The following is a 12509-nucleotide window of genomic DNA, read 5'->3' on the forward strand; positions in this document are numbered from 1 at the left end:
CCATCGGAGCCTGTGATAAACTGGCCTACGATGAAAATGAGGCAGATTGCAATTTTCACAACAGGAAGAAGAGCAAAGAAAGCAAGCGAGACCGTACATTCCAAATCTTTTGTAATGGGGGTATTACCATGAACAAAGTGTACACCTTGCACGATGCGATCGCGAAATACGTCGAGACTGGAGACTGCATCTCCTTCGGCGGCTTCACGACCAACCGCAAGCCCTATGCTGCCGTGGCAGAGATTCTGCGCCAGGGGCAGGGCGACTTCACCGTCTGGGCTGGTCCTGCCGGCGGCGACTGGGACATGATGATCGGAGAGGGCCGCGTCAAGGCCTACATCAACTGCTACACCGCCAACTCCGGCTATACCAATGTCTCCCGCCGCTTCCGCGCCGCCATTGAGAAGGGCGAGCTGGCCTATGAGGACTACTCTCAGGACGTGGTCATGCTGGCCCTCCATGCTGCCTCCCTGGGCCTTCCCTTCCTGCCTGTCCGTCTGATGCAGGGCTCCGGCCTGACCAAGTACTGGGGCATCAGCGAGGAGCAGCGCAAGACCCTGGACAAGGTGGACGACCTGAAGTATGTGGAGATGGACAACCCCTTCAACCCCGGCGAGAAGATCGTGGCCGTCCCCGTGCCCAAGCTGGACACCGCCATCATCCACGTGCAGAAGGCCAGCCCCGACGGCACCTGCATCATCGAGGGCGACGAGTTCCATGACGTGGACATCGCTGTGGCCGCCCGCAAGGTCATCGTCACCTGTGACGAGCTGGTGAGCGACGAGTACATCCGCCGCGATCCCACCCTGACCCGCATCTTCGGCGAGTGCGTGGACGCTGTGGTCCACTGCCCCTATGGTGCCTGGCCCTCCCAGTGCTACAACTACTACGACAACGACTCCCACGCTCTGAAGGAGTACGACAAGGCCTCCAAGTATCAGGACGCCGAGGACGCCAAGGCCCAGCTGGCCAAGGCTGCCGCCAAGGCTGAGAAGGCCGCCGCGGCCAAGCCCGAGGACGAGAAGCTGGCCGAGGCCGCTGCCCGGGCCAAGAAGGCTGCCGATGACGCCGCCGCCGGCGTGGCCGTCCCCGAGACCTTCAAGGACTACCTGGACAAGTGGGTGTACAGTGTGAAGGACCACGACGAGCTGCTGGACAAGATCGGCGGCGCCCGTCTGATGCGCCTGAAGAACGAGCCCCATCTGGGTTATTCCACCAGACACTAAGAGTTGGGAGGTTTACGACAATGGCTGATTATACGAAGTACACCAAGCAGGAAATGCAGGCCTATGCCATCGCGAAGAACATCAAGGAGAATCAGATCGTCATCGTGGGCACCGGCCTTCCTCTGATCGGCGCCTCTCTGGCCAAGCGGGTGGTCTGCCCCTCCTGCCACCCCATCGTGGAGAGCGGCCTGATGGACTGCTCCCCTGTGGAGGTCCCCCGTTCTGTGGGCGATAACCGCTTCATGGCTCACTGCGCCGTTCAGTGGCCCAACATCCGCTTCATCGGCTTTGAGGCCAACGAGTGGCTGCACGACGCTGACCGGCTCATCGCCTTCATCGGCGGCGCCCAGATCGATCCTTACGGCAACGTGAACTCCACCTGCATCTATGGCAAGGGCGACTATGTCAAGCCCCAGACCCGGTTCACCGGCTCCGGCGGCGCCAACGGCATCGCCACCTTCTGCAATACCATCATCATGATGCAGCACCAGAAGCGCCGCTTCATGGAGAAGATCGACTACATCACCTCCTGCGGCTGGATGGACGGCCCCGGCGGCCGTGAGCGCGCCGGCCTGCCCGGCAACCGCGGTCCCCAGATGGTCGTCACCGACCTGGGCATCATGAAGTTCGACGAGGAGACCAAGCGGATGTATCTGGCTTACTACTATCCCTTCTCCTCCCCTGAGATGGTCCAGGAGAACACCGGCTTCGAGGTGGACGTGTCCCGCGCCCAGCTCTTCGAGGGCCCCTCTCCTGAGATCATCCGGGTCATCCGCGAGGAGATCGACCCCGGCCAGGCCTTTATCAAGGTCCCCAAGGAATAAGAGATCCCGCTCCGGAACACCATACTACCAACATAGGAGGAATTGACATTGGGTAACTATTCTATGCCCCGATACTTCCAGAACATGCCCGTGGTGGGCAAGCCCGTCCGCGCCAACGCGGAAAACGTGGCTGAGCTGAAGGCCATCGAGGAGGAGATCCACGCCCAGATCGTGAAGGGCCTGGAGAACGGCAAGGCCGACGCGGACATGAATGCCAAGGGCCAGCTCACCGCCATGCAGCGGGTGTCCCTGCTGGTGGACCCCGGCACCTGGTGCCCCCTGAACAGCCTGTACAACCCCGAGAAGAACAAGACCGGCACCACCTCCATCGTCAAGGGCCTGGGCCGTGTCAACGGCAAGTGGTGCGTCATCATCGCCTCCGACAACAAGAAGCACGCCGGCACCTGGGTGCCCGGCCAGGCTGACAACCTGCTGCGGGGCAGCGACACCGCCAAGCGGCTGCGCATCCCCCTGATCTATCTGCTGGAGTGCGCCGGCGTGGAGCTGGACCAGCAGGAGAAGGTGTACCCCAACCGCCGGGGCGGCGGCACCCCCTTCTATCGCAACTCCGAGCTCAACCAGATGGGCATCCCCGTCATCGTGGGCATCCACGGCACCAACCCCGCCGGCGGCGGCTACCACTCCATCAGCCCCACCGTCCTGGTGGCCCATGAGAAGGCCAACATGGCCGTGGGCGGCGCCGGCATCGTGGGCGGCATGAACCCCAAGCCCCATGTGGACATGGAGGCCGCTCTGGCCCAGATCGAGGCCACCAAGGGCCTGCGGGCCGATCCTCCCGGATCTGTCTCCATCCACTTCGGACAGACCGGCTTCTTCCGCGAGGTGTACAACACCCAGGAGGGCGTCATCGCCGGCATCAAGAAGTATGTGGATATGCTGCCCAGCTATGACCTGGAGTTCTTCCGCGTGGATGCGCCCCAGTCTCCCGCCGTCTCCGACGAGGAGCTGTACGACCTGGTGCTCAACAACAAGAACCGTCCTTATGACATGTACTCCGTCATCGCCCGCCTGTTCGACGGCAGCCAGTTCATGGAGTACAAGAAGGGCTACGGCCCCGAGATGATCACCGGTCTGGCCAAGGTGGACGGCCTGTTGGTGGGTGTGGTAGCCAACCAGCAGGGCGTGTTCCCCAACTACCCTGAGTACAAGATGGAGAAGTACGGCCAGTCCATGGGCGCCGGCGGCAAGCTGTACCGCCAGGGACTGATCAAGATGAACGAGTTCGTCACCCTGTGCGCCCGCGACCGCATCCCCATGATCTGGATCCAGGACACCACTGGCATCGACGTAGGCGATGACGCCGAGGTCGCCGAGCTGCTGGGTCTGGGCCAGTCACTGATCTACTCCATCCAGACCAGCAAGCTGCCCATGATGGAGATCACCCTGCGCCGCGGCACTGCCGCCGCTCACTATGTGCTGGGCGGCCCCCAGGGCAACGACAACAACGCCTTCTCCCTGGGCACCGCCGCCACTGAGATCAATGTCATGAATGGCAAGACCGCCGCCAACGCCATGTACACCGGCCGTCTGGCCAAGGATCAGAAGGCGGGCAAGGATCTCCAGCCCACCATCGATAAGATGAACGCCCTGATCGACGACTACGATGTGAAGTCCAAGCCTCTGTTCTGCGCCCAGGCCGGCCTGGTGGACGAGATCGTGGACATGCCCATGATGCGCAACTACATCGTGGCCTTCACTGATGCTGTCTATCAGAACCCCGAGTCCATCTGCCCCTTCCATCAGATGCTGCTGCCCCGTACCATCCGGGACTACGACAACCTGAAGAAGTAAGGGCCTTTCCCACACAAATGCGCCCCCTCCGCCCGGGCCACAGCCGGTCCCAGCGGAGGGGGAGAGCAGCGGCCCGGCGCAGGTGTGACAGCGCCGGGGGTCCTGGAGAAAGCAGTCTCCGGCGGGACCACACAATTTCTGACATTGGAGCGAAACCATGGATAAAATTTACACGCTGGGCATCGATATCGGCTCCACCGCCTCTAAGTGCGTCATCCTGGCGGATGGCAAGGAGCTGGTCAGCAAGTCCCTCATCCCCGTGGGAGCGGGGACCAGCGGCCCCCAGCGGGCCATCAGCGACGTACTGGAGAACGCCGGGCTGAAGCGGGAGGACATGGGCTATGTCCTGGCCACAGGTTACGGTCGCAACTCCATGCTGGAGATCGCAGACCAGCAGATGAGCGAGCTGAGCTGCCACGCCAGAGGAGCCAGCTTCCTTTTTCCTGAAGTCCACACCGTCATCGACATCGGGGGCCAGGATGTGAAGGTGCTCCAGATCGAGAACGGGGTCATGACCAACTTTGTCATGAACGACAAGTGTGCTGCCGGCACCGGCCGGTTCCTGGACGTGATGGCCCGGGTGCTGGAGGTGAAGGTGGAGGACCTGGGGACGCTGGGGGCGCAGTCCACCAAGAACGTGTCCATCAGCTCTACCTGCACTGTCTTTGCCGAGAGCGAGGTCATCAGCCAGCTGTCTCTGGACACTGACAAACGGGATATCATCAACGGCATCCACCACTCCGTGGCCAGCCGGGTGGCAGGCCTTGCCCACCGGGTAGGCGTCCGGGATCAGGTGGTCATGACCGGCGGCGTGGCACAGAACACCGGCGTGGTCAAGGCGCTGGAGGAGGAACTGGGCCACATCATCTATACCTCGCCCCTGACCCAGTACAACGGGGCTCTGGGGGCGGCGCTGTTCGCCTATCAGAGGTATCAGAAGGAGCAAAAGGGATGAAAAAAGTCCTGTTTGGTATCGCACTGATCCTGTTCGCCGTAGTACTGCTGTTGTCAGGGATATGGCTGCCAGTCATAAGTGACCTGATGGATAGAACGGAGTTTGCCGTCCTTGTCGCGGCCATCGGACTGGTGATTGCCGGGATCGGCGCGTTTACCAGGGAGAAATGATCCATTTCGGGCTGTTTTCCCAGCGGCCCCGCAACATTGAAACATTGATTTTTCTAGTGAATCTAGTGAGGAGGAGAAGAACAATGGCTAAAACTGTAAGCCCCGGCGTTCAGGCGCTGCGCAAGGTCGTCGAGGATGTGTACGCCGACGCCCGCAAGGCCAAGGCCGAGGGCAAGCTGGTGGGCTGGTCCAGCTCCAAGTTCCCCTGTGAGCTGGCCGAGGCCTTTGATCTGAACGTCATGTACCCCGAGAACCAGGCTGCCGGCATTGCCGCCAACCGGGACGGCGAGATCATGTGCAAGGCTGCCGAGGACTTGGGCTTTGACAACGACATCTGCGGCTACGCCCGCATCAGCCTGGCCTACGCCGCCGGCAAGCGTGCTTCCCGCAAGGTGGACCTGGAGACCGGTGAGTATGTCATCAACCCCAACAGCGGCAAACCCCTGAAGGACGAGAACGGCAACGTGGTCATTGACCCCGAGACCGGCAAGCCCAAGAAGGACCCCAAGACCATGCAGCCCTACACGGTGCTGGACGACATCTATGAGATCGAGGCCCTGCCTGAGGGCCGGGAGAAGGAGCTGCGGAAGGCGGCTATCAAGCCCTACCGCCAGATGCAGATGCCTCAGCCCGACTTCATGCTCTGCTGCAACAACATCTGCAACTGCATGACCAAGTGGTATGAGAACATCGCCCGCATGCGCAACATCCCCCTGATCATGATCGATATCCCCTACAACAACACTGTTGATGTCCATGACACCAATGTGGCCTATGTCCGCGCCCAGTTCGACTCCGCCATCAAGCAGCTGGAGGAGCTGACCGGCAAGAAGTTCGACGAGAAGAAGTTTGAGCAGGCCTGCGCCAATGCCAACCGCACCGCCCAGGCCTGGCTGCGGGTGTGCGATTACCTGCAGTACAAACCCTCCCCCTACAGCGGCTTCGATCTGTTCAACCACATGGCCGACGTAGTGACTGCCCGCGGCAAGGTGGCCGCCGCCGAGGCCTTTGAGCTGCTGGAGAAGGACCTGGAGGAGGCCGTCAAGAACGGCACCTCCACCACCCCCTTCCCTGAGAAGTACCGTGTCATGTTCGAGGGCATTCCCTGCTGGCCCAAGCTGCCCAATCTGTTCAAGCCTCTGAAGGAGCATGGCGTCAACGTCACCGCCGTGGTGTATGCCCCCGCTTTCGGCTTTGTGTACAATAATATGGACGAGATGGTCCGCGCCTACTACAAGGCCCCCAACTCCGTGTGTATCGAGCAGGGCGTGGATTGGCGCGAAGGCATCTGCCGGGACAACAAGGTGGACGGCGTGCTGGTCCACTACAACCGCTCCTGCAAGCCCTGGTCCGGCTACATGGCCGAGATGCAGCGCCGCTTTACCAAGGATCTGGGTGTCCCCTGTGCCGGTTTTGACGGAGACCAGGCTGACCCCCGGAACTTCAACGAGGCCCAGTATGAGACCCGTGTCCAGGGCCTGGTGGAGGCCATGGAGGCCAATCAAGCGAAGAAGGAGGCCGAGGCGAAATGAGCACCGAGGTTTTGCTGAACAAGTTCAAGGAGTATTCCGAGCACCCCTACCGTGTGCTGAGCGAGTACAAGAAGCAGGGCAAAAAGGTGATCGGAATGCTGCCCTACTATGCCCCTGCCGAGCTGGTGGTGGCCGCCGGCATGGTGCCCATGGGCATCTGGGGAAGCAACAAGAAGACCATTGCTCTGGCTAAGGAGTACTGCGCCACCTTCTACTGCACCATCGCCCAGCTGGCGCTGGAGATGCTGCTGGACGGCACCCTGGATCAGCTGGACGGCGTCATCACCCCCACCATCTGTGATACCCTGCGGCCCATGAGCCAGAACATCCGCGTGGCCATGAGCGACAAGCTGCCCTGCATCTTCCTGGCCCATCCCCAGTACCGCAAGCCCGCTTTCGGCCTGCAGTTCACGGTGGACCAGTACATGCACGTCAAGTCTGAGCTGGAGAAGATTGCCGGCAAGGAGATCACCGATGACGACCTGCGGGCCGCTATCAAGGTGATGAACCGCAGCCGCGCCGCCCGCCGGGCTTTCGTCAAGCTGGCCAGCGAGCACTGTGATGTCATCTCCGCCGTCAGCCGCTCCGCCGTGCTGCGCTCCGCTTGGTTCATGGAGCCCGCCGTCTACGCCGAGAAGCTGGAGGCCCTGAACGCCGAGCTGGCCCAGCTGCCCGCAGCCAACTGGAAGGGCAGAAAGATCGTCACCTCCGGCATCATCTGCGACAACCCCAAGCTGCTCCAGATCTTTGACGACAACAACATTGCCATTGCCGCCGACGACGTGGCCCAAGAGAGCCGCGCTTTCCGGGTGGACGCCAGCGAGGAGGGCGATCCCATGATGGCCCTGGCCCAGCAGTTCGCTGATCAGGACTATGATGTCCTGCTCTACGATGAGCACTCCAGCCAGAACCGCCGGGGCGAGTTCGTAGCCCAGCTGGCCAAGGACAGCGGTGCCCAGGGCGTGGTCCTGTTCATGCAGCAGTTCTGCGACCCCGAAGAGATGGAGTACCCCTATCTGAAGAAGGCGCTGGACGAGGCCGGCGTGCCCCACATCAAGCTGGGTGTGGACCAGCAGATGCGGGACTTCGGGCAGGCCAGCACCGCCATCCAGGCATTTGCCGACGTGCTGTAAAGATCCCATGCAGAAAATCGGTCTTCTGGGCCGAAACCCTTGAAAAATTCCCGCTGAAGTGATATAATGCCACCAATTTCGGGTTTCTCCCCCTGTGTCCCGTCACGGGAACAGGGGGAGTCCGGGAAAATGGACGTCCGATTGGGAGGGGCCTGCGCCCGGCCCAAGCCGGTGACCATAAAATAATCAAAGAAGGGGAAAGATAGACTATGAACTACAACGTAACTGTAAATGGAAAAGTTTACAGCGTGACTGTGGAAAAGACTGGAGCCGCCGCTCCTGCCGCTGTCGCTCCCGTGGCCGCCCCTGTGGCTGCCGCTCCTGTCGCCGCCCCCGCGCCCGCTACTGCTCCCGCCCCCGCCGCCGCTCCGGCGCCCGCTGCTGCTCCCGCCGCTGTGGCCGCCGGTGAGACGGCTGTCAACAGCCCCATGCCCGGCAATATCTTCAAGGTGGAGTGCTCCGTGGGCCAGGCCGTGAAGGCTGGCGACGTGCTGGTGGTGCTGGAGGCCATGAAGATGGAGATCGAGGTCTCCGCCCCCGTGGACGGCACCGTCAAGGCCGTGGCCGCCACTGTGGGCACCGCTGTCAACACTGACGATCTGCTGGTCACCCTGGGTTAAAAGTAGGGGGTACAGATACATGCCTAGTGTTGATAAAGCAATTATTAACCCGTTTGAACCTCTGGGTGTTGGTGAGGCCCTGCTGGTAGCTGTGTCCGGTCTGCTGATCGTCTTTGTGATGCTTGCCATGCTGATGGCGGTCATTTTGGTGATCTCCAAGATCGTGGCCGCTATCGAGGGCAAGGGAAAGGCTCCTGCCGCACCCGCTCCCAAGTCCGCTGCCCCTGCCGCCAAACCGGCAGCAGCCCCCGCCGCCCCTGCGGTGGATGAGGGTGAGCTGGTTGCGGTGATGATGGCCGCTGTGGCTGAGGAGTCCGGGATGTCCCCCAACTCCTTCCAGATCACCAACATCAGTGCGGCTCCTGCCGCCGCTGCCCCTGCCCCTGTTGCTGCTCCTGCTGCGGCCCCCGCACCTGCTCCTGCTGCCGCCCCCGCGCCTGCTGCGGCTCCTGCCGCTGTGGCCGCCGGAGAGACGGCCGTCAACAGCCCCATGCCCGGAAACATCTTCAAGGTGGAGTGCTCTGTGGGCCAGGCTGTAAAGGCCGGCGATGTGCTGGTGGTGCTGGAGGCCATGAAGATGGAAATCGAGGTCTCCGCTCCCGTGGACGGAACTGTGAAGGCCGTCTCTGCCGTTGTGGGTACTGCTGTGAACACCGATGACCTGCTGGTCACCATCGGTTGAGAGGAGGGGTGAAGTATGGAATTTCTGAAAGAAGTCATTTTTGCGATTGCTGGCGGTTCTGGCTTTGCCGCTCTGGACTGGAAGACCGTGGTCATGCTCGTCATTGCCTGTGTCCTGCTGTACATGGGTATCGGCAAGGGCTTTGAGCCCCTGCTGCTGGTCCCCATCGCATTCGGTATGCTGCTGGCCAACCTGCCCATTACCGGCTTGTTTGCCGAGCCCGTCTATGATGCCGCTACCCATAGTGGAACAGTAGGCTTTATGTGGGTACTCTATCAGGGTGTCCAATACGCCATTTACCCGTCCATCATCTTTATGGGCATCGGTGCCATGACCGACTTTGGTCCTCTGCTGGCTAACCCCATGTCCCTGCTGCTGGGCGCTGCTGCGCAGCTGGGCATCTTCGCAGCGTTCCTGATGGCGCTGGTCCTGGGCTTTACTCCCGCTGAGGCTGCCGCCATCGGCGTCATCGGCGGCGCAGACGGCCCCACTGCTATCCTGACGGCATCAAAATTGGCGGTAGAGCTGTTGCCGGCTATTGCCATCGCGGCATACTCTTACATGGCCCTGATCCCCATGATCCAGCCCCCGCTGATGAAGCTGATGACCACTAAGAAAATGCGTCAGGTCAAGATGAGTCAGCTGCGTGTGGTCTCCAAAACTGAGAAGATCATCTTCCCCATTGCCGTGACCATCTTCGTAGTGCTGCTGATCCCCGATACTGCACCTCTGATTGGTATGCTCATGCTGGGCAACCTGTTCCGTGAGTGTGGTGTCACGGAGCGTCTGTCTGATACCGCTCAGAACGCTCTGATCAATATCGTGACGATTCCGCTGGGCCTGTCCGTGGGCTTTAAGGCTACGGCCAGCAGCTTCCTGACTGTTGAGACCCTGTCCATTATCGCTCTGGGTCTGACGGCTTTCCTGCTGTCCACTGCTGGCGGCCTGCTGCTGGGCGATTTGATGTATGTTCTGACTGGTGGCAAGGTCAATCCGCTGATTGGCTCTGCCGGCGTGTCCGCCGTGCCTATGGCGGCCCGTGTGTCACAGGTGGTGGGACAGAAGGAGAACCCCTCCAACTTCCTGCTGATGCACGCTATGGGACCCAATGTGGCCGGCGTCATCGGTTCCGCTTGTGCCGCTGGATTTATGATCAAGGTCTTCGGCGGCTGATTTAAAGCGATTACAGTTTCAAACAGGTGCTCGGCACACCGGTGCAGACCGGTGTGCCGAGTGCTTTTTCCGTGCAGGAAAAGAGATGCGGCGGAGAGAAAAGAGGGGGCATCGAGGGGGAAAAGGCGGAAAAAAGCTGGGCAGAACAGGGGAGAGGAGGAAGGAAGAAAAAATTTGAAAAAAATAAAAATAGTACTTGCCAAATCGAAAAATATGTGCTATTATTTATAAGCTGTCAGCGAGAGATACTTCTCCTGCGGTATGCGGCTGTAGCTCAGTTGGATAGAGTGTTTGGCTACGAACCAAAAGGTCGGGGGTTCGAATCCCTTCAGCCGTACCACTCGTCGCAAGCGTCGTATCGCTTGCGACGAGTTTTTTCGTTTCATTACAAAACTTATCGCGCACTCACTTTGCTGCTCCTCGCTTCCAAACCGAAGCCCAGCGTAGCGGGTTCGGTTTGGTTTTTGGCACAGACCTGTAGCCACTACATCTTTTTTGTCCACATATTCCAAGTTAAAAGCTATATTTTGATCTTATAAACGAGGCCGAAATGTAGCTTTTCTTTTTATCAATTTGTCGAAGAAACCTCCATGTTATACCGCTCATGAGCACATGAGTAGAAAACATGGAGGCTTTGTTATGCCTGAGAATATCACTTGGAGAAGCGGGACGCAATCGGGGGAAAGAGAACTGCCCGCCGCTCCGCCCCGGCGCCTGGCGCGGGGGGGAAACGGCGGGCAGACTGCGCCTCAGGGCGCGGCAAGGTCACATGATATGCTCTTCGGCGCAGTTGTCCAGCACACGCATCCCCATCTCCTTGGGTGCGGCAACGGGAAATTTGGCAATGCTGGTCTCGTCGAATTTGGCACACAGGCGGAGCTGAGGATTGAGGCGCAGGTCCTCCATATGGGACGGCCTGCGTGCTCTGCGCTTTGCCATAAAGATCACCCCTGGCACAGTATGCCCTAAAATCCGACCGATGTTGCAGGGAAGACGGCCGCTGCGCTGGGAGCAGGGAGAGTCAAAACTTTTCCATATGCTGAAGATCCATTACAAAGACGACCACACCGCCCACATCCTGCACAACAGGGGTGGCGGGCATGAGAGGAGGGTAGGGGTGCCCCATGGGGATAGAAAAGCTTTGGTAGACCGTGGCTTTCCGTTGACCCGCCCGGCGCTTCAGAATGTCCAGCACCTCATCCAGACGGGGCTCTTCAACGCCGATCATGATGGTGGTGCTGTGCTTTTTTAGAAATCCTCCGGTCGAGCTGAGCATCGTAACAAAAAAGCCGTTTTGATTCAGCTCGTAGACCGTATCCTCGTAATCTTCCCCCTGGAGGATAGCCAAAACCAATTTCCCACTGTGCCGTTCCATGTAAGACCTCCTTGTTTGTTCCCGCAGGGCCAGACCAGGTCAGACCCGCTTTTGAAAATTCCCTACCACTGAGATGTTGTCATCCAGAATGACAAAGATGTTTGGGTCCTGCTTCTGCAGCGCCTTACGAAGCTGAAGAGCTTCCTTTTTGGAGACCACTGTGAGAAGCATCTCCGTCTGCTCTCCGCTGTACGCCCCTTCTCCCTCCCATTTTGTAACGCCGCGGCCCACATATTCAAAGACCAGCTGCTCCATCTCCGGCTTTTTGGTGATGATAAGCATAGTGACCATCACATTTTGCAGGTGCGCCCGGTCCAAGCAGAGAAAAGTAACGCAGGTGAACAGAATGCTGTACACCACCACCTGCCGGTCAAAAAACAGAAAACCGACCCCATAAACTGCAAAGTTCAGGGCCATGGAGATACGGCCAACGCTCAGAAGGGGGTGCTTCTGAAGGCAGAGCAGCCCCAGGATCTCTTCTCCGCCTCCAGAGCAGCCAGAGGTGAGGGTCAGGCCGGCGCCAGCGCCGCAGGCGAGGCCGCCGATGACACAGGCGGTGAGATGCTCATCGAACAGACCAGACTGAGGAATAGGGATCAGGGCCAGAAAAATACTGTAACAGGCCACACACAGGGCGGTCTTTGCAAAAAAAAGATGTCCAAATCTGGACCAGGCCAGAATGAGCAGGGGGACATTGAGCAGAAAGTAAATGATGCCGGCCACGTCCCCCACAGACTGGAGAGACGGGAAAACAGAGAGCAAAACCATGCGCAGAAGCTGTGCGATCCCTAAAAATCCGCCGCTGTACATTCCGGAAGGCAGAATAATACAGTTCATGGATACGGAAAACAGCAGGGAGCCGACAACAATGAGGGACATATCTTTGACAATCTGGCCGCTGTGCCGCCGAAGTCCCATCGCCTGCTTATATTGTACCATACAGTCCCACCCTTATCAATCCAATTTATGAAATGGTCCCGGAATACCCCAAAGGGATATTCCGGGAG

At 59.6% G+C, this 12509-nt stretch carries 13 protein-coding genes, 1 tRNA gene and 1 pseudogene; 12 read left to right on the forward strand and 3 right to left on the reverse strand.

What is annotated here, in order from left to right; all coding sequences use genetic code 11:
• Positions 1–128: 128 nt before the first annotated feature.
• The 12 genes and pseudogenes from NE584_RS10365 to NE584_RS10415 all read left to right on the forward strand — a co-directional run bounded on the left by NE584_RS10365 (position 129) and on the right by NE584_RS10415 (position 10467).
• Entirely contained in the window at positions 129–1226 is a 1098-nt protein-coding gene (locus NE584_RS10365; protein WP_108980906.1) for a CoA transferase subunit A, read from the forward strand.
• Between the two features lie 20 nt (positions 1227–1246).
• A complete protein-coding gene (gene gctB / locus NE584_RS10370; RefSeq protein ID WP_050623937.1) occupies positions 1247–2050 on the forward strand; it encodes a glutaconate CoA-transferase subunit B in 804 nt (267 codons plus the stop codon).
• Between the two features lie 63 nt (positions 2051–2113).
• Entirely contained in the window at positions 2114–3862 is a 1749-nt protein-coding gene (locus NE584_RS10375; protein WP_336454718.1) for a carboxyl transferase domain-containing protein, read from the forward strand.
• Positions 3863–4019: 157 nt separating this feature from the next.
• On the forward strand, positions 4020–4817 hold the full coding sequence (gene hgdC, locus NE584_RS10380; RefSeq protein ID WP_050623939.1) for a (R)-2-hydroxyglutaryl-CoA dehydratase activase HgdC: 798 nt from the start codon (positions 4020–4022) through the stop codon (positions 4815–4817).
• On the forward strand, positions 4814–4987 hold the full coding sequence (locus NE584_RS10385) for a hypothetical protein (RefSeq protein WP_187120338.1): 174 nt from the start codon (positions 4814–4816) through the stop codon (positions 4985–4987). The genes hgdC and NE584_RS10385 overlap by 4 nt, the downstream gene beginning before the upstream one ends.
• An 83-nt stretch (positions 4988–5070) precedes the next feature.
• Entirely contained in the window at positions 5071–6519 is a 1449-nt protein-coding gene (gene hgdA / locus NE584_RS10390; RefSeq protein ID WP_050623940.1) for a (R)-2-hydroxyglutaryl-CoA dehydratase subunit alpha, read from the forward strand.
• Positions 6516–7652: a (R)-2-hydroxyglutaryl-CoA dehydratase subunit beta gene (hgdB, locus tag NE584_RS10395; protein WP_108980907.1), complete on the forward strand. Its 1137-nt coding sequence runs from the start codon at positions 6516–6518 to the stop codon at positions 7650–7652. The genes hgdA and hgdB overlap by 4 nt, the downstream gene beginning before the upstream one ends.
• A gap of 209 nt (positions 7653–7861) precedes the next feature.
• On the forward strand, positions 7862–8272 hold the full coding sequence (locus NE584_RS10400; RefSeq protein WP_256182736.1) for a biotin/lipoyl-containing protein: 411 nt from the start codon (positions 7862–7864) through the stop codon (positions 8270–8272).
• Between the two features lie 19 nt (positions 8273–8291).
• Positions 8292–8579 (forward strand): annotated as a pseudogene (locus NE584_RS19875) (OadG family protein); the annotation flags it as partial.
• Positions 8580–8591: 12 nt separating this feature from the next.
• A complete protein-coding gene (locus NE584_RS19880; RefSeq protein ID WP_337541538.1) occupies positions 8592–8954 on the forward strand; it encodes a biotin/lipoyl-containing protein in 363 nt (120 codons plus the stop codon).
• 15 nt (positions 8955–8969) lie between these two features.
• A complete protein-coding gene (locus NE584_RS10410; protein ID WP_108980910.1) occupies positions 8970–10127 on the forward strand; it encodes a sodium ion-translocating decarboxylase subunit beta in 1158 nt (385 codons plus the stop codon).
• Between the two features lie 263 nt (positions 10128–10390).
• Positions 10391–10467, forward strand: a tRNA-Arg gene (locus tag NE584_RS10415).
• A 425-nt stretch (positions 10468–10892) separates the two neighbouring features.
• Here the strand turns inward: NE584_RS10415 and NE584_RS10420 are convergent.
• From NE584_RS10420 to NE584_RS10430, 3 genes are all read right to left on the reverse strand, one after another.
• Complete coding sequence (locus NE584_RS10420; protein ID WP_170116224.1) at positions 10893–11066, reverse strand: hypothetical protein; 174 nt, start codon at positions 11064–11066, stop codon at positions 10893–10895.
• Between the two features lie 82 nt (positions 11067–11148).
• Positions 11149–11502 carry a cyclic-di-AMP receptor gene (locus NE584_RS10425; protein WP_256182738.1) on the reverse strand — a complete coding sequence of 118 codons (354 nt, stop codon included), beginning with the start codon at positions 11500–11502 and terminating at the stop codon, positions 11149–11151.
• 39 nt (positions 11503–11541) lie between these two features.
• On the reverse strand, positions 11542–12441 hold the full coding sequence (locus NE584_RS10430; RefSeq protein WP_050623944.1) for a YitT family protein: 900 nt from the start codon (positions 12439–12441) through the stop codon (positions 11542–11544).
• Positions 12442–12509 lie beyond the last annotated feature (68 nt).

Origin of the sequence: Clostridium sp. DFI.5.61, assembly GCF_024462915.1 — a bacterium.
GTDB lineage: Bacteria > Bacillota > Clostridia > Oscillospirales > Oscillospiraceae > Lawsonibacter > Lawsonibacter asaccharolyticus.